Genomic DNA, 18,979 nt, shown 5'->3' on the forward strand with positions numbered 1-18,979 from the left:
CGGCGTCGACGATCCACTTGGTGTCCACTTCGAAAGCGGTCGCGTAGAGGTCTTTCAACTCCTGCGGAATGCGTTCGATCTGCTGCACCGAGCCATCGTAGTACTTCAGGTCATTGATCATGACCGAGTCCCACAGGCCGCGCGCTTTGAGGTCGCGAACCAGGTAGGGGTTGATCACGGNNGGTTCTGGTAGGTCGGCTCGATCGACTGCGAAACGCCGGTGATGTTGGCGATGGTCGCGGTCGGTGCGATGGCCATGATGTTCGAGTTGCGAATGCCTTTCTGCACGCGGGCACGGACCGGCGCCCAGTCCAGGGATTCGTTGAGGTCGACATCGATGTACTTCTGGCCACGGGCCTCGATCAGGATCTGTTGCGAATCCAGTGGCAGGATGCCCTTGGACCACAGCGAACCCTGGAACGTCTCGTAGGCGCCACGTTCGTCGGCCAGGTCGCAGGACGCCTGGATGGCGTAGTAGCTGACAGCTTCCATCGACTTGTCGGCGAACTCGACCGCCGCATCGGAACCGTACGGGATGTGCTGTTTGTACAGCGCGTCCTGGAAGCCCATGATGCCCAGGCCGACCGGACGGTGCTTGAAGTTGGAGTTGCGCGCCTGCGGCACCGAGTAGTAGTTGATGTCGATCACGTTGTCGAGCATGCGCACGGCGGTGTTGATGGTGCGCTCAAGCTTGGCGGTGTCCAGCTTGCCGTCGGTGATGTGATTCGGCAGGTTGATCGAGCCCAGGTTGCAGACCGCGATTTCATCCTTGTTGGTGTTCAAGGTGATCTCGGTGCACAGGTTCGAGCTGTGGACCACGCCGACATGCTGCTGCGGCGAACGCAGGTTGCACGGGTCCTTGAAGGTCAGCCATGGGTGGCCGGTTTCGAACAGCATCGACAGCATCTTGCGCCACAGGTCTTTGGCCTGGACGGTCTTGAACACCTTGATCTTGTTGTACTCGGTCAGCGCTTCGTAGTACTCGTAGCGCTCCTCGAAGGCCTTGCCGGTCAGGTCGTGCAGGTCCGGGACTTCGTTGGGCGAGAACAGGGTCCACTTGCCGTCGTCGAAGACGCGCTTCATGAACAGGTCAGGGATCCAGTTGGCGGTGTTCATGTCGTGGGTACNNTCGTCACCGGTGTTCTTGCGCAGCTCGATGAATTCTTCGATGTCCAAGTGCCAGGTTTCCAGGTACGCGCAGACCGCGCCCTTGCGCTTGCCGCCCTGGTTCACTGCAACGGCGGTGTCGTTGACCACTTTCAGGAACGGCACGACGCCCTGGGATTTACCGTTGGTGCCCTTGATGTAGGAGCCCAGCGCGCGCACTGGGGTCCAGTCGTTGCCCAGGCCGCCGGCGAATTTGGACAACATGGCGTTGTCGTGGATCGCGCCGTAGATGCCCGACAGGTCGTCCGGAACGGTGGTCAGGTAGCAGCTCGACAGCTGCGGACGCAGGGTACCGGCGTTGAACAGGGTCGGGGTCGAGGCCATGTAGTCGAAGGACGACAACAGGTTGTAGAACTCGATGGCGCGATCTTCCTTGTTCTTCTCCTCGATCGCCAGGCCCATGGCCACGCGCATGAAGAAGATCTGCGGCAGTTCGAAACGCACGCCATCCTTGTGGATGAAATAACGGTCGTACAGGGTCTGTAGGCCCAGGTAGGTGAATTGCTGATCGCGCTCGTGGTTGATCGCCCGACCCAGTTTTTCCAGGTCGAAGGTGGCCAGCACGGGGTTCAGCAGTTCGAATTCGATACCCTTGGCGATGTACGAAGGCAGGGCCTTGGCGTACAGGTCGACCATCTCGTGGTGAGTGGCGCTGTCGGCCACTTCCAGGAAGCTCAGGCCTTCGGCGCGCAGGGTGTCCATCAGCAGGCGGGCGGTGACGAACGAGTAGTTCGGCTCGCGCTCGACCAGGGTACGCGAGGTCATCACCAGGGCGGTGTTGACGTCGGTCAGGGCCACGCCGTCGTACAGGTTCTTCAGGGTTTCTTTCTGGATCAGACCGCCGTCGACTTCGGCCAGGCCTTCGCAGGCTTCGCTGATGATGGTATTCAGGCGACCCATGTCCAGCGGCGCCAGGCTGCCGTCAGCCTTGGTGATGCGAATGCTGGGGTGCGCTTCGACCGGTGCGTCGGCCGGGGTGCGGGTGGCGCGCTCCTTGGAGCGCTCGTTGCGGTAGATCACGTAGTCGCGGGCGACTTTCTGCTCGCCGGCACGCATCAGGGCCAGTTCGACCTGGTCCTGGATTTCCTCGATGTGGATGGTGCCACCCGATGGCATGCGACGCTTGAAGGTAGCGGTGACCTGTTCGGTCAGGCGCGCGACGGTGTCGTGGATGCGCGACGAGGCGGCAGCGTTGCCGCCTTCAACTGCAAGGAACGCCTTGGTGATGGCCACGGTGATCTTGTCGTCGGTGTAGCCGACCACGGTACCGTTGCGCTTGATCACGCGCAGTTGGCCTGGAGCGGTCGCGGCCAGATCCGGAGTGGCATCGGCGGCCTGCGGCGCTTTGGCCGGCGAGTTCTCGCGAGTTGTGTCGGTTTGCATGGGGTGAGTATCTCCACGTTCAAAAGTTTGACTGGACGTCAATCGTTGAGTCAGTCATTGAAAGCTATTCGTAGAAGACATATGCCTCCTACGCTGGTGTGTAGGGAAAAACTGAAAATGCGGTCATCCGTAGGTGGCCGCATTTAGCAAAATTCGGGGGCGCAAAACACAAAAAAGCAGGCCAAAGGGGCTTGAGTTTTTCCTTTGACTTGTGTTTGGTTTTCTGAGGAAAACGCAACATGTAGTGTTTTCCGGCGCCGGCCATACAAGATAATGCGGTCTGGTCCCGTATTGCAAGTTGCTTGCTGTGGATAACATGTGGGTATTGTGTGGGTGGCAGCGCAAGCCCGCGCAGTGTCTGGATTAGCGGCATATGACCGTTTGTCCACAGGCTTTTGAGGCGCGTCTCGACATGCTTTGCCGCGAAACAATCAGCAGATGTGTCCTCGCCAAGGTCTACGGTAACGGATGATCTGCTCCAAGGAACCGTCGATGAAACTGACCCAAAGCCCCTATCGCGACCTCCTCACCGGCCTTGCCGCCGACGACGATCCACGCGTTGCCGTGGCGCTTCCGGCGCTGCTGCAGAAGCGCGTGCTCGATCAACTGCTGACGCGCATCTATGGCGCGGCCATGCTCGATACGCACAAACCGGTGCTGGTCTCGCAGTGGTCCAAGTACTACTTCATGCACTGGTTACCGGCGATGCTGGTCAGCCAGCTGGCACACGGCTGGGATCTGCCGTTGCTGCTGCGCGAGACCGGGTTGATCCTCGACGAGCGAGGCGTGCCGTTGGCCGTGCGGTTTTTCGAGGCGGGGGAAGAGGGTGATGCGCAGGCGTCGCTGGAGCCGTGGATCGCCAGCAATCTGCGGCCATTCATCGATGCCTTGAGCCAATACGGCGAGGTGCCGCCCGCGGTGCTGTGGGGCAACGCGGGGGATTATCTTGAGAGCAGCGTGCGCCGGTTGCAGCAGATGGGTCTGCGCAACCTGGCGCCCGCCGAGGGTTTGATGAACCAGCGCAAGCTGGCCGACGGGCGGGCCAATCCGCTGTACCAGCCGGTGCGTTACCTGGGCGACGGGCGCCGCGAGCGGCGCCACTGCTGCCTGGCCCGGCAGGTCACCGACGTGCCGCCCTGCGAACACTGTCCGCTGGGCTAGCGCCATTCAGGATCACGCGTCTGCGGCGCGCATGGCCAGCACCTCCTCGGCGGTATCGTTTTCATCTTCACTGATGCTGTACCACGGTGCATAGCGCTGACGCCGCAGCCATCCGGCCGCTGTCCAGGTTTCGGTCGGGCGCCCCAGTGCGTCGTAGAACTGCCGATCGTGATAGCTGTGCTCCGCATCGCGATGACTCTGGTCGTTGATGTAGCGGTCGCTGTTGGCGAAGTACGGACGATACACCCGGGTCACTTGCCCCTTGGTGTCGTATTCCACTCGCTCGCTGACACGCCAGCGCGGATCGGCGTGGGCATCGCCTTCGAGCAGCTCACCGTCTTCGTCGACCTGATGGGCCAGCCCCGGCTCCACCCGCTGCTTGCTCTGCAGGCTTCGACCGAATCCATCGAAGCTTTCCAGGCTCATGCGCACCTGCCGCTCGGGATCACCTGGATAGCGGTCCGCCTGGAAGGCTGCCACTCGTACGGGTTGGCGGGCATAGCTGGCCAAGGGTGCCAGCAGCTCGGCGGTCTGCACGTCCAGCTCGGCCCGCTGCCACTGGCGCCGTGCCGAGGCGCGAAGCAGCCCGTTGAGCATGACCTGGCCACGGCCCACCAACTCGGCCAGCGCCTGTGGATCGGCTACGCTGACCGTGGGGGCTTCGCCCATCCAGCTGTTGCTCTCGTACACATAGGCCATGGACCAATCGCCCAGCCCCGCAGCGTCATCGGCAATGGCCTCGACGATGGTGCCGGCCATGATCTGACCATCGAGTTCAGCGAAGCCGACTCGCTCACCCATTTCGGTGCCGAAGAAGGTATTGATGGAAACCCGACCGAAGGCGTCGTAACTGGCCTGTTGGCGGTTGTCGTTGGGGTCGATCACCTGCACTGGCAGCAAGGTGCTGTAGTCGTATTGCGCTTGGGTAATGCAGCCGTCGGCGGTGGTGACCTTCACCGGCAGGCAGCGATAGGTGTCGTATTCGACCTGGGTTTGCCCCACTGCCGGGCTTTGCCGGTAGGCTTTGACCCGGTAGAAATCCGCGGCGTCGCCGTAGGTTGCATAACCCTGGCGCACGGACCAGAGCACTCGCTGTGGTTCATCCGGAAGAAACGCCGGCATCTGCGTGTAGCCCAGCTCCAGCAGCTTGGCGTTCAACGCCGTACGGTCCATCACCTCGTCATAGGCTTGCAGTGCGGCCTCGTCCAGCTCTGCGGTTTCGGCAAAGTCGGCCAGGGCCAGAAAGCTGGCGGTGCCATCGGCGCAGCCCTGGTAGCGCTGCATGCTCAGCCCGATCAAGGTTCGTGGTGCCGCGCTACCGAGCAAGCCGTCGTCGCGCAGCAACGCCTCATAACTCAACTTCGCAGCCGTGACCTGCGCCTTGGGCAACGACCAGGCATTGCTGCGACTGCGATACGGCAGGTGCAGGCGCCAGTGTTGCGGGTCGGTGGTCAGGTGGATGGCCTGGCTCAGGCTCTCGGTGAAGTAGTAGTGGTGCTGCGCCGAATCGAACGCATCGCGCCACCAGGTCTGCTCATGCTCGTCGCTGTAGGGCGGGGTATCGATCTCGTGCTTGCGCCGGGCATAGGCAATGCTCAGGGCGTGGGTGACCGCGCCGTAGGCATCGGTGCGCAGTTGCACGCTATGGCTGCACTGCGGGTCATCGGCAAGGCGTTCGTACTGGTAGCTCAGGCTTTCCAGGTTCAGGGGCAGCAAACGGGCGTAGCGCTGATGGGCACTGGCGGGCTGCAGCAAGCGCAGGCCGGACCGCTGCACCTGCACCGAGTAGGGCACGGCTTGGCGGGCATCGCCATCGAGGCCGAACACTTCGCTGCGCAGCATCTGGCCGCTGAGGGCGCGGGCCATCTGCGCACGCAGATCGGCATCGATGTCGGTGACGATACTGTCGTTGCCCGTGACGCCGTCGTGATCGAGCAGCAGCACCGGACCCAAGGCACGTGCCTCGGTATCATGGGTATCGACGCCGTGCAGCACTTCGTCCACCGCCCGTCCGGTGTGGAACCAGGTCTTGGTCAGCAGTGGCGGGGAAGACGGTTCGGCCTCGTCCGACGGGGCTTCGGAGTCGGTGGTGAGCAGCAGGCCGAAGCCGCGCACTTCGCGGTCGCGTCCATCGTAGTAGCCACGGCGGTAGTTCAAGCGCTGAGTCAGGGTATTGCCGGTGATCTCGTCATGTTGGACCTGGCGAACCACCAGGTGCATGGGGAATGGCAGTTCGCACACCGGCTTCTCGCCTGCAGCCAACAGTTCTTGCTTTTCGTCCAGCCATTCCTGCGCCGAACTGCGGTAGTACGCGCGGCTGTCGGCACCCATATTGTTGTTGGAACCGGCCATCAGATAGGGTTTGCGGCCGCGGTTGAAGTCCAGCCGCCAGTGTCGGTTGTGCAGGTGCGGCACACTGATCACCAGGCTCGAACAGCCCAGCCCTTGCAGGTCTGCGGCACTGACCTGCCAGGTGTTGTCATAGTGCAGCCCCTCGGGCCAAACCTGCAACACCGGGTCGGCAAAGCCATTGCCGCCCTGGTTGAGGAAGATCTGCGCATGCTCGCTGTGCAGGTAGATCAGGTCGCTGGCACCGGAGCCGTCGAGGTCGGCCAGGCGTACTCGCGCTGCGTCAAATTCGCCGTAGCTGAACGGCAGGCTGGCCAGCTTGAAGCTTTTGCCGAATTGGCCACGGCCCAGATTCGGCCAGCAGCGTACTTCATCGTGGCGAATGCGGATCAAGTGTTGCTGGCCGCTGCCCAGTATGTCGCTGAAGGCCACCAATTCACTGCTGCTGTTGCTCAGTGTCGGCAAGGCATCGTGGGTGTGGGCCACTTCACGGGGCGCGGTGAAACCCTGCTTGCGATCGCTGGCATACAGACGCACGCTGCGCCCGCCGATCATGGCCAGGTCTTGCAGACCGTCACCCATGAGGTCGGCCATCTGCCCCTCGGCCTGGAAAAATTCCAGCGGGAAGGCGCTGAATGGAGTGAACCCGGTCCAGCGTTGGTCGGCGTCGAGGGTGAAGAAACCACTGTAGCCCGGCTGCGCCACCACCCAGTCCAGACGCCCGTCACCGGTCAGGTCGCTGAGGAACTGGCGGGCCGGCTTGCGGCTATCGGCCACCGGTTGCGCGGCGAGCGCTTTCCACGGGCCATAGACCACGGCGTCGGTGTCGGCCTGGGCAGCGTCGCGCAGCGGTTCACGGTACAGCCACTCGTTATCCAGGTTATAGAGCACCCCGGCCAAGCCTTCGCCGTACAGGTCCACCAGTTGGTAGGCGGTCCCGTCATCCAGCCCCGGCATCGCTTCGAACGGCTGATAGGCATAGCCTTCGAAACCGAAATGCTCGTAGCGAAACTCCAGTGGCGGCAGCTCTTCGATCTCGCGACCGTCCACTGCCTGGTTGATCACGGCCGTCAGCAGGCTGTAACCCTGGCATTGGCGGTATTCCAGCCACAGGCGGCTGACCAGCAGAGGCTCGGCGCCCAGTTCGGCGAAGCGATGAAACATCAGGACCTGATGGCAGCGGCGCAGGGTGCGCACCTCGAAGCCGTAGGCGAAATCGGCCACCGGGTCGGGTCGTACCGGCCAGGCTTGGCTGGGTGCATAGGTGGGCACGCTGCCCTGTTCGATGCTGCGCTCGCCGTAGTCCAGCACCAGGTCGAAGTGCCAATGCGTCGGCAGGGTGCTCTCATCCCACAGGTACAGCGGTGCGAACGCCTGCAGGTTGCCGTAACGCACGCGGGTCAGGTAGCGCTGGGCACTGTGCTCGCGCTCATCGTCAGCGCTGAGGCCGCGGCCATCTTCGCCTTCGTATTCGTAGAGAATATGCTCGCCGTTGGGCGAGACGGACTCTTCCAACAGCCACTGCGCGACTTTTTCCGGAGCATCGGCCGGGAAGATGCGCGCGCTGTCACGCTTGCCGTAGACATGCAGGCCGCCGTCGGCACTGTGCATCAGCCAGAACCCCGGCTCCTGTGCATCGCGCTGCCAGCGCTCGATGCGCGAGAAGCTGTCTTCCACACGGGGGAAATAGCGGGTCACCTGGTATTTCGTGCCCAGTGCCAGGCCGCGGAAGGTCTCGACCTGGGTACTGACAATGACTCCTTGGGCATTGCGCTCAGGCACCAGCACTTCGCCGCTGGGGCTGAGGATTTCGTCGTCGGCGGTGTACGCCGGGACGCCCTTGTTGGTACGCCGGGCAAAGCTGCTGCGGCTCAGGCCCCAGCCCATGCCGCAGGTGCCGTTGCCGGCACCGCTGCTGTAGCTCAGGCCCAATTGCGGCGCGGTGCCGCGGCCCGGCGAAACGGGCAGGGGAATATCGAAGCTGGCGGCACCGGTGGTGCCGACCGCACCCCAGCCTTTGCCGATGCTCTGAATGGCGCCGCCGCCCTTGGGCAGCGACGGGGCGTTGATGGCCAACGTGTTGTCGTTCGATGTGTTCATGAGGAAATCGCTGAAAAGAGAAAGTGATGAAGTGTCCGCCCGGCCAGTGGCCGGGCGGTATCCTTAGAAGTGATAGGTAGGCAAGCGAGGGCATCCGGTATAGAGCCTCGCTGCCGGATGGGTGGTTACGCCGAGGCGGCCGTGTAGCTGACCTTCACGATCACATCGCTCAGCGATGCCAGCAGCTCGGGCGTCGAGCGGGTGAACCTGAGGTTCCAGCTCGACACCGCACCAGTACCTTCGAACGGCAGGTAGCGCTCGTCGTCGAAGTTGAGGGTGAACATACCGTCGTCATCCATGCCGCTGGACAGGGCGATCTGTTGGCTGGCGCGCAGGTTCTCTCGAGGGTTCTCATCGATCACGTCGCTCATCTCGACCTTGCTGTAGGTCTGGGTCAGCACGGCGGCGATGTCCTCGTACGGCCCCAATACCGCGGGCAGGGTCACGCTGACGCGCTTGATGCGGCGCAGGTACTGGCCAGGGTAATCCTCGTCGAACAGGCTCTGTTCCAGTCTGATTTCCAGACCGCTGTTGTTGCCAAGATCCCGCACCACAGTGGCCCATGGCTTCTCTGCGGTTTCCAGCAATTGGCGCACCGAGACGGTCTTGGTGATTTCCAGCTTGCGAGCATTGCGTTGCAGGTAGGCCGCTTCCATCTTCATCAGGTTGAGCTTGAGCGACTCGCCGGCGGTGAGGCCGCGGTAGCTGTCTTTCCAGGCACCGGGCTGAACGAAGCGGGTCTTGAAGTCGGCAATCTCGTACTGCCAGCACGCTTCGGCAGCCAGGCACAGCGACATAGTGGTGTCGTAGGCCTGGTAGTAGAAGGTGGCGAACTGGCCATTGAGCCACTGGTACAGCTGAGCATTGGTGAAGCGCTTGCTCAGGAACTGGTAAGTGGTAGCCGCTTGCTCCACCAGCACTTCAGTCTGGCGCAGCTGCTCGGCGGTGACCCTGGCCTGCTCGTCGTGTACGGCCAGTTGCGCATCGATCTGTTCGATCTCGCGCTGGGCCTGCTCTTCGGCCTGCATCCATTCCTGGTGACGGCGACGGTACTGCTCGGTGCGGTCCAGCGCCTCGGCAGCACCGTGGAAGGCGGTAGCTTCGCCTTGGGCGATGGCCGTCGCGATACCGGGTATACCTTCTAGACGCCAGCCACCGGTGCCGGTACCGACAATGGCGCCACCGGCCAGGCCGGCGATCACACCGCCCACAGCGCTGAAGTCGTTCGGTGCTACCTTCAGACCTTCACCAATGGCCTGGGATACCGAGCCTATGGCCTCCATCACCCGTGCTTGCAAATTCAGCGCGCCCGCGGCCAGTTCACCGGCATTGACCACTTCATCGGCCAGTTTGCCGTAGTAGGCCAGGCGGCTTTCGGCGATGGCGCGGCTGGCCAGTAGCGCCTTGCGGCCCTCGGTTTCCACACGCTGCACCAGCTGTTGCAGGACTACGGCCTGCTTGGCCATGTCCCAGGCCTGCTGTTGCTGCATTTCCTGCAGTTGCGCGCCTTCCTTGCGTTCGAGCAGCGAGAGCAGGGTGCTGCCGAACTGGATCAGGTTTTCCACCGCAGCGGTGGCGCGGTTGGGCATGATATTGAAGCGGTAGTGCGGGATTTCCTGGCCCAGCAGTCGGCCGGCACCGCCACCTGCGGCGCCGCTGCCGTAGGCGGACATCAGCGCCCGCGGATCCAAAGGCGCTGCGAACAGCGGCAGTTGCAGCGGCTTGCCGTCCAGGGTGCGGTTGTGGCGCAGGTTGCGCAGGCGTGCTTCGGTGGTGTCTCAGTTCTGCACCAGCTCGCGGTTCAAGGCGATGCGGAAGTACGGGCTGTCCAGCTCCGGCACGGTTGGGTCGGCGGTGAACGGCATCAGCTGCAGGCGCGGTTGCGCGAACATGATCAGCGATTGGCCCTCGTTGGCCGCTTCGCTCTCGGCGGTCAGGCGTGCCTGTTCATTCAAACGCTGCTCGAAGTCGCGCAGCCTGCCGTTGACCGAATTGGCCAGGGCGTTCAGGGTGATCGGCTCCCAGCCGCTGACCAGGCGCTTGTCCGGGCGTGGGCCCAGCAGGTCCAGCACGCGGACGTACCACAGCTTGGCTTCGTTCAAGGCGTCCGGGGTCAACTGACGGTAGGCGCTGTCGCCGCGGTCGATCAGGTTCTTGATGAAGTGGTTGTACACGGCCTTGCGGTAGTGCACCGGGTTGTCGCTGGCGATGCCGTCCGGATCGATCGGCGCGCGGGTGGAGCGTTCGCGGCTGATTTCGTCCACCAGCGGGCGCACGTTCCAGTAGTCCGGGCGGCCGCTGCTGTCGCTGCGACGAGTCGGATCGAAGATGAAGCTGAGCCAGTACTCGGCGTCACTGAACTGCTGCTCGGTGTTGAGGCGATGGCTGATCAGGAACGGCAGGTGGAAGAACAGCTCCCAGAAGTAGAGGCCATTGGCGCCCTTGAAGTCCATGAACGGCTGATTGCCGGACTCGGCCAAGGCGGGCTCGGGTAGGTGCTGGGTTTCCCAGGACAGCAGGTTTTCCAGGGCGATGTTGGCACGCTCGATCAGGTTGCGGGCGAACAGGGTGTTCATGCGGATGGGCTGGCGAGGGCCGTTGTCGCGGTCGTTACGGTCGATGGTAGAGCCGGTGAAATCGATGTACTCGGCAGTGCCCAGGGTTGCGTTGTTGTAGTACGAGATTTTCGGGGCGATCAAGTGGGCGTCGTGGCCGACGGATTCAAGCGTGATCTCTGTGGCTTTGATGGCATGGCCTATGCCGGTGCTGCTGGTGCCGTTGGTCTCCATGACAAACACACCGTGGATAATCGTGAATTTATTCACTCCGCCAGGCCATTCGCCGCCCCAATCAGGGCGCAGCGATACAGCGTTGATTTTGATAGTGGTCGATAGCGAATGCTGGGTTGGCTGCAGCGAGGAGTAAGCCTGGCTCACGCTCAGATTGACTCTGGCCCGGTTGTCTTCAGGCGTGGGATCCAACATCGAGCTGGGGCGTGCGAGTAGCTGTTGAAAAAGTAGGTCTCCGCCATTGAATGTAGGGCGGCTCGTGGCGGTTGTGCCGTCCAGCCAATGGAAAGCATTCAATGTGATGACTTCACTTGGTGGCCGGGCTTTTAGTCGACGCAGAACCCCCATGTTGACACTTTTGCCCGCGAGATCCGCCCTCCCGTTGATAGGTATAAACGTGATGATATCGCCGTTATGACGATCTCGAAACAAATCTGTAATTGAAACGGTGGGCGTGGTTACGACGATTTGCCCTAAAAAAAGCCTTGAGAGGATACCCTGACTGGCTGAAAGATATGAGTTTCGGCCCAGGGTTACCCACTCGGATCCATTATCGTCAGGCAGATCCAGTTCGAATGCGTATGTTAGGTTACCGGTATCAGACACGATATTGACGCCGGTTTCCTTCTTGAACTCCGTATTGATCCGGGTCGTGAATGTGATTTGCCGATTGACCTCATCCCACTCGATATCGCTGCCATCGACGGCATCCGAGATGCGCTCCTGCCAGCCGCCATGGTTCCACCCTGGCACACCACTGGTTCCGTCATGAGGGGACGTGGTCGTGCTAGGGAGCTTGAGCCGGATCGATGCCCCGGTCACGGGGAACTGAAAGCGCCCGGCATTGGTATCAGCGTCGGCGAATAGCAGGCCGATGCGCAACACCAACTCAAAGCTAGGTCCCTTGTCGGGGGCGTCATCGACCACGCCGCGGATCGGAAACAGATTGAGACTGTTGAAGTTCTTGTCGATCTTCATGGTTTTCAGCAGGCGGTACTTGTCCGAGCTGCCATCGGCACTATCTGGACTCTTGACGTAACCGGCGTACATGGCCAGGAACAACGCTTCGGGGTTCGCCGACATATCGACGACCGCAATCGAGTGAACATCCAGAAGGCCGGCCGCCGTGGTGATCGCCGCTCGGTCTGCCTCGGTTTCCATGTAGCACTGCGGCGCACTCCAGCTGTCGTCGTACTTCTTGTACGTCAGGTTCAAGCGCAGCTTCGAGGTCGCTTTGGGTTTGGGCAGGTTGCGGTGTTTGTACGTGCCGTCGCCCTCCGGCTCGACGGCTTTCAGATCACCGCTGCCTGCCGGGTCGACGCTGTCGATCATCTCGACCCAGGTCACGAACAGCCGGTTGTTGAAGTACACCGGACGGATGGTTTTCTCGATCGCCGCTTCCGAGATCGGCAGGTTGGCCCGTTTCCAGTCCGACCAGGCGCCGGGCTGCGGGTTGTCCTGCTTGGGGCCCGCGGTGCCGGACAGGTAGCTGCGCTCGGACATGTTCACCGAGCGCCAGTAATAGGCACCCTCGGCGCGAGACTTGCCGATGAAGTAGTAGTTGGACTCCTTGAAGTCCGTGCCGGCGATGTAGCCATTGATGATGGTCAGGTTGGCCACTTCCTCGAAGCTGGCCAGGTAGGCCTGCACCGCTTCCTGGGTGGTGTCGACGCTGATGCGGTTCTGGTTGATGTCGTTTTCCAGCTGCTGGAAGTACGCCGACTTTTTCATGCGCAACGACGGGTCGATGTACAGCGACGGGTACCAGGCCAGTTGCTGGTTGGCGGCCCACAGCGGGTATTGGTTGCGCTGGTCGCGCCACTCGGTGAGTAGCGCTTCGCTGAAGCGTACATCGTCATAACCTGGCTCCATGCCCAGCAGGGCGCCGTTGATGTACTGCTGCAGGCTGGCGATGGCGCTGGCCACCGGGCTGGTTTCCACGGCCTGGGTGACTTGGGTGTCGAGCAGCAGGTACTCGTACAGGTCGTTTTCGGTGCGCAGTTTTTCGGTCAGCCCAAGTTCCTGCAGGGTGGTGTCGTTGGGCACCAGTTCGCCCAGGTAATAAGCGACGAGGGCGTCGCGAAAGCTTTCGTTGAGGGTTGCTGCGATGGTCATGGAATGGATTCCTGTGTGGTGGTTCAAGGGTTTTTTGGGGTGACAGTGAGGGCCTCTTCGCGGGCAGAGAGCTCGCCGCCCGCCCCGCTCCCACACGAGTTTCGCGAACACCTCGAATTCCTGTGGGAGCGGGCTCTGCCCGCGAAGGCGGCGCTGCGGTCACCCGGAGGCGTTAGCGAACAGCCGCCATCGCCGCCTGGCCTACCGCCTGCCAGTCAGCCTCGGGGCTGTTGGCCGTCAGCGAGCAGGCTTGCAGCAGGGTCGCCGCGTTCAGGCCCGTCTCGAGCGACACGGCCTGCGCCCGGCGCAGCCAGTCGATGTGGGCGACGGTCTTGGCGGTCTTCTGCGGCAGCAGCTCGGTCAGCAGCGCCACTTCGGTTTCGCGCCAGCCCAGCAGCGCTGCGAGCGCGGCATTGCAGGTTTGCGCCTGCACCGCCAGTTGCCGCTTGCCAGGGCGCTTGGAAACCAGCGCGTTGGCCTGTTCCAGGTAGCCCAGCAGGCGTTCTTCGGGTTGGCCCAGGGTGTCGAACAAGCCGTCGTAGGCTTTGAACGCTCGCAGGTTGTCCAGGCTCAGCGGCCAGAGCTTGGCAGCGCCCAGCCAGGCCGGATTGACCAGCAAGGTGCGCAGGGCCTTGGCGCCGATGCCGACCCAGCTCAGGGCCTTGGTGCAGGCGCTGACCTGATGCAGCTGGGCCAGCACCGCGGCAATGCCGGCTTCGCTGGCCTCACCGGTGGCAGGCCAGGCCTGCAGCACGCCGACCAGCAACTGCTGGGGCGAAACCTCGGCGCAGCGACCGACCAGCACGGCCAGTTCCGGCAGCAGGGTGGTGTGTTCCTGCAACAGGGCTTCGACCAGCCGCTGTTGCTGGGTGAGGACATCGAGCAGAAATTCGCTCAGCGCGGTAATGGCGGCAGCTTTGTCAGTGTCCGTCAGGCCCTGACCTGTGACCAATGCAGTCACTTTGGCCACCAGTTGCTCCGCGTCGCTGTCTTCCACGGTGAGCGCCGGGGCATTGACCAGACCATGCTTGTCGATCACAGGCGCAGCACCTTTGCCCAGCTCGGCGAACCAGTCGATGGCCGCGCCGGTGGATTTGGCGGGCAGGTTGAGGGCAGCAACAGCGGCGGCCGTCACGACCTGGGTACGCGTGTCGCCGGCCAGTTGTTCCAAGCGCTCGAGCAGGCTGGGTGCGGCTACCGGAACCGGGCCGGCGTCCACCATGTCGCGCAACTTGGACACGGTCAGCTTGTTATCCTTGAGCCAACGCACCGCCCAATCCAGCTCCATCAGCACGTCAAGGATGTCCTTGCCGTCAGACTCGAGCGCCTTCAAACGACCGCTGGCGACCAGGGTGCGGTAGGCACTGCCACCCAGCAGCTCGGTCAGTTCACAGCAGTCGTTGACCGACAGGCCGAACATCTGCGCGATGCGCGCCTGACGGTACAGCGAGGAAAGCACGGCGAAGGAGCGTCGCAGCGGCGTGGGGAGGCCCAAGGTTGTATTGGCAATACGCTCGAACTCGATGCCGGGCTGAACGTTCAGGCTGGCGCACAGCTGCGCGATGGTTTTTTGATCAGCAGGCTCTGCGGAATCCAGTTTGAATTCGACGTCGTCGATTACTAGCGCAGTGTCAAACAGCACCGGAGTGTTGAACACCTTCTCAAACAGCGGCACCTGACCGGTAGTGGCATGAGGCGACACGTAGTACATGAACGCCGCGAACTCTTCGGCATCGATCCGGTAATGCCGATCCAGGTAGCGATAAGTGCCCAAGGCCCGCAGGGTGTTGGCGTTGAGCTGCATCTCGGCGTTGGCGTCGCCTTCGGAGCGCATGGCGGCAACCACCAAGGTATCGAGCTTGGCAAACGGCAGGCCGGTGCATTTCTGCAGACGAATCATGCGCTGCAGTCGATCGAAGCGCTCAAGGCTGGTGTTGGTCAAGACCCATTTGTTGCTGCCGGGATCCTGTGCCACGCCCATGGCATTCTTACGGTAGCTGTATTGGCGTGTGCCAGGGTCTGCACCGCCCACACCATTCACATAGCAGGCGCCGTAGTGGTTGGCGTGCGGGAAACTCTTGTCAGAATCTGCAGGGTTCTCGACATTCCAGTAGGCCGTTTTGATCGGCGCAAAGCCCTTGACCGCCAGCAGCGCTTCCAAAGCCTCGCTGTCCAGTCCGGTGGCGTGCAGGAAACTGTCCATGGATGTCAGCGGGTTCATCGCCGCATGGCTGAATGTCAGGCCGTAGTGGTCCTGAAAGAATGAACGCTGTTCGGCGGTAAGCTCGTAGTCGCGATCCGCGGTGAAGGTCAGTTTCCACGGTGCAACGGTCAGCGGGCTGGGGCTCCACGGCTCGAGGCCGTACCAGGATCGCGCTTGAATCGACAGTTCGCAGCTATGCCCGGCTGCTTCGACCAAGGCGTCTGCATCACCCGGATAGGTAACGAACAGCGTCTTGTAGTAGCGAGGAACACTGTTGATAGCGTAGTTCATCGGATAACTGTAATGACTGCCACGAGACTGCAATTTCAGCGGCAGGCGCTTGCTACCACCCTGCGAATCTCGAAGCAGAAGCTCCGTATCGGTAGCCCCCCTGTCGAAGCTCCAGATCAAATGGTCGGCTGCGGGCTCTATGGCTCCTACACCCCCTTGAGCAGCCAGCAGAAAACCGACGTTAGCTGCATTGTACGGTCGCAGACAGTAGACGTCAGGACTGCTATAGCCGCCTTTCCCAAGCACGTCATGCAGGCTGATGTAGAAGTGACTGAACAGCGACGGGCCTTGAAGCACCTTTTGCATACTGGGGCTCAGGTCGCTCAGGGCTATCTGTGCAACGCGACCGTCAGCGGTAAGCTGACCATAGGCAGACTGGGCACCTGGCAAGGCGGGGCTCATGCGGTAGTTGATTTCGCCCAGCGCAGGCTTCTCCCCACCCAACGCCAAACTCAGCTGCTGATGCGCGAAGTGATACGGAAACACGAACGGATGCTTCTTCTCTGCCAGCAGCTGGTGGATCGGCCGCACATCGTCTTGTTCTTGCTGGTACTTGTTGATGCCTTGGGTCAGCACGTCATTGACCAGGTCCAGCATGGGCCGGCTCTGGTAGGTGCTTTGCTCGTCGATCAGCATCTGGTCCAGATCGGGACGGCGCACCGCCAGCGGGATGCGCAGTGGCGAGGTGGAGGCGCCTTCGATCTTTTCGGCGGCGAAGCGGCGCAGCGAACCCAGGTAGGCCACCGGTCCGTCCATGGCCTCGATAGCGCCGACCTTGCAGAACTGGTCCCAGTTTTCCTTGAACAGATTGGGGTAGCTGGGGCCGACGTTGACCAAGGCGCGCACGCCAGTCTGCGGCGCGATCAGCGGCAGGCTGCGGCCGGACGAGACCTGCTCTTCACGGAAGGAGCGTGCGATCTGGTTGGCGTAGCACATGGCATTGTCGTAGGCCAGGTCACCGTCGGCGTCGCTGAGGTTGCGCAGTCGGCTGGTGAATTCGAGCTTGGGCTGGCGGATGATGTCGAACACCGAGCTCATGCCCATCTGCGGCATGGCGTCGGCGAAGCTGAGGCGACCGGCGATACGGGTCCCGGGCTGCTGGGGCACGAGGTTTTCGAACAGTGGGTTGTAGACCGGCTCCTGCTCAGCCGGTAGTTCGATTTCAGGGGTCAGGTCTTCGTCGTTGTCGAAGATGGGATCGGGCAGTTCAGGCGTGTTCATGATCAGGTGCTCTTGGAATGAAAAACGAACCTGATGTTCTTCCGCAACGGGTGGTTTGAGGTATCCGTAGAACTGATAGGTAGGCAGACTGGCCGAGGCAGTGTAAGGAAGGGTTTCCCGGGGCCTGCCAAGCCCAGGCGCACAGGGCTCCACGCCGCTCAGACCTCCATAGAGAGAGGGAGGCGTGGCGGATTGCAAACTTGTAGTACCCCAGATTACGCCGCAAGGAGCGGGTAAGTAGAAGCACAGATGCCGGTGCGACCTTTGCGGCCGCCCGGCTTGAGGGGCAGGGGCAGCCTGCTCGCACGTTGAACGTGCGAGCAGGCTGCTGCGGTTACGCCGAAACGGCGGTGTAGCTGATTTTCAGGATCACATCGTTCAGCGATGCCAACAGCTCGGGTGTCGAACGAGTGAACTTGAGGTTCCAGTTCGACACCGCACCGGTGCCTTCGAAGGGCAGGTAGCGTTCGTCGTCGAAGTTGAGCGTGAACATGCCGTCGTCATCCATGCCGCTGGACAACGCGATCTGTTGGCTGGCGCGCATGTTTTCCCAAGGGGTGGCGTCGGGGTCGGCACTCATTTGAACCTGGCTGTACGTCTGCGTCAGCATGGCCGCGACGTTCTGGTACGGTCCCAGCACAGCGGGCAGGGTCACACTGACCCGCTTGATGCGGCGCAGGTACTGGTCAGGGTAATCACGCTCGAACAGCGCTTTGCTCAGTTCGATTTTCAGCCCTCCGTCTTTGCTCAGGTCCTGCACCACGGTGGTCCATGGTTTTTCTGCAGTCTCCAGCAGCCGACGCACCGATACCGTTTTAGTGATCTCCAGCTTGCGATCGTTGCGTTGCAGGTAGGCCGCTTCCATCTTCATCAGGTTGAGCTTGAGCGACTCGCCGGTAGTCAGGCCGCGGTAGCTGTCCTTCCAGGCACCGGGCTGAACGAAGCGGGTCTTGAAGTCGGCAATCTCGTACTGCCAGCACGCTTCGGCGGCCAGGCACAGCGACAGGGTGGTGTCGTAGGCCTGGTAATAGAAGGTGGCGAACTGGCCATTGAGCCACTGGTACAGCTGAGCACTGGTGAAGCGCTTGCTCAGGAACTGGTAGGTGGTAGCGGCTTGCTCCACCAGCACTTCGGTCTGCCGCAGCTGCTCGGCGGTGACCTTGGCCTGCTCGTCGTGCACGGCCAGTTGCGCATCGATCTGTTCGATCTCGCGCTGGGCTTGCTCTTCGGCCTGCATCCATTCCTGGTGACGGCGACGGTACTGCTCGGCGCGGTCCAGTGCCTCGGCAGCGCCGCGACACGAGGTGGCGACCCGTTGCGCGCCGGCAGTGGCAATACCGGTCGCACCTTCCAACCGCCAGCCACCAGAGCCGGCCCCTACAATGGCGCCACCAGCGCCACCGGCGATGACGCCGCCTACCGCACTGACTTCGTTCGGCGGCAGCTTCAGCGCTTCACCGATGCCTTGGGATATCGAGGCGATACCTTCCATCACCCGTCCCTGCAGGTGCAGGACACCGGCGGCGACTTCACCGGCATTGACCACTTCATCGGCCAGTTTGCCGTAGTAGGCCAGACGACTTTCGGCGATGGCGCGGCTGGCCAGCAGTGCCTTACGGCCCTCGGTTTCCACCTGCTGCACCAGCTGTTGCAGGACTACCGCCTGCTTGGCCATGTCCCAGGCCTGCTGTTGCTGCATTTCCTGCAGTTGCGCGCCTTCCTTGCGTTCGAGCAGTGACAGCAGGGTGCTGCCGAACTGGATCAGGTTTTCCACTGCAGCGGTCGCGCGGTTGTGCATGATATTGAAGCGGTAGTGCGGGATTTCCTGGCCCAGCAGTCGGCCGGCACCGCCACCTGCAGCGCCGCTGCCGTAGGCGGACATCAGCGCCCGCGGATCCAAGGGCGCTGCGAACAGCGGCAGTTGCAGCGGCTTGCCGTCCAGGGTGCGGTTGTGGCGCAGGTTGCGTAGGCGTGCTTCGGTGGTGTCCCAGTTCTGCACCAGTTCGCGGTTCAAGGCGATACGGAAGTACGGGCTGTCCAGCTCCGGCACGGTCGGGTCGGCGGTGAACGGCATCAGCTGCAGGCGCGGTTGCGGGAACGTGATCAGCGACTTGCCGTCGTTGGCCGCTTCGCTCTCGGCGGTCAGGCGTTGCTGTTCATTCAGGCGTTGCTCGAAGGCGCGCAGCCTGCCGTTGACCGA

Annotated in this window: 5 protein-coding genes and 2 pseudogenes; 1 reads left to right on the plus strand and 6 read right to left on the minus strand. The window is 62.3% G+C overall.

The window, feature by feature from the left end; all coding sequences use genetic code 11:
• Positions 1 to 2,550: pseudogene (locus tag B2V21_RS05040) on the minus strand (ribonucleoside-diphosphate reductase subunit alpha); the annotation flags it as partial.
• A gap of 492 nt (positions 2,551 to 3,042) precedes the next feature.
• Here B2V21_RS05040 and fhuF point away from each other — a divergent pair.
• Positions 3,043 to 3,711 (plus strand): siderophore-iron reductase FhuF, encoded by a 669-nt coding sequence (gene fhuF, locus B2V21_RS05045; protein ID WP_286916205.1) that lies wholly within the window; start codon positions 3,043 to 3,045, stop codon positions 3,709 to 3,711.
• Between the two features lie 12 nt (positions 3,712 to 3,723).
• Here the strand turns inward: fhuF and B2V21_RS05050 are convergent, their stop codons facing one another.
• The 5 genes and pseudogenes from B2V21_RS05050 to B2V21_RS05070 all read right to left on the minus strand — a co-directional run.
• Positions 3,724 to 8,160 (minus strand): SpvB/TcaC N-terminal domain-containing protein, encoded by a 4,437-nt coding sequence (locus tag B2V21_RS05050; protein ID WP_286916206.1) that lies wholly within the window; start codon positions 8,158 to 8,160, stop codon positions 3,724 to 3,726.
• A gap of 125 nt (positions 8,161 to 8,285) precedes the next feature.
• Positions 8,286 to 9,833, minus strand: coding sequence for a hypothetical protein (locus tag B2V21_RS05055; RefSeq protein WP_286916207.1), 1,548 nt, complete (start codon positions 9,831 to 9,833; stop codon positions 8,286 to 8,288).
• 105 nt (positions 9,834 to 9,938) lie between these two features.
• Positions 9,939 to 13,064 carry a neuraminidase-like domain-containing protein gene (locus B2V21_RS05060; RefSeq protein WP_286916208.1) on the minus strand — a complete coding sequence of 1,042 codons (3,126 nt, stop codon included), beginning with the start codon at positions 13,062 to 13,064 and terminating at the stop codon, positions 9,939 to 9,941.
• A 172-nt stretch (positions 13,065 to 13,236) separates the two neighbouring features.
• A complete protein-coding gene (locus B2V21_RS05065; protein ID WP_286916209.1) occupies positions 13,237 to 16,779 on the minus strand; it encodes a Tc toxin subunit A in 3,543 nt (1,180 codons plus the stop codon).
• 334 nt (positions 16,780 to 17,113) lie between these two features.
• Positions 17,114 to 18,979 (minus strand): annotated as a pseudogene (locus B2V21_RS05070) (toxin); the annotation flags it as partial.

The organism is Pseudomonas sp. UBA6276, from assembly GCF_002438365.1.
Classification (GTDB): Bacteria; Pseudomonadota; Gammaproteobacteria; order Pseudomonadales; family Pseudomonadaceae; genus Aquipseudomonas; species Aquipseudomonas coleopterorum.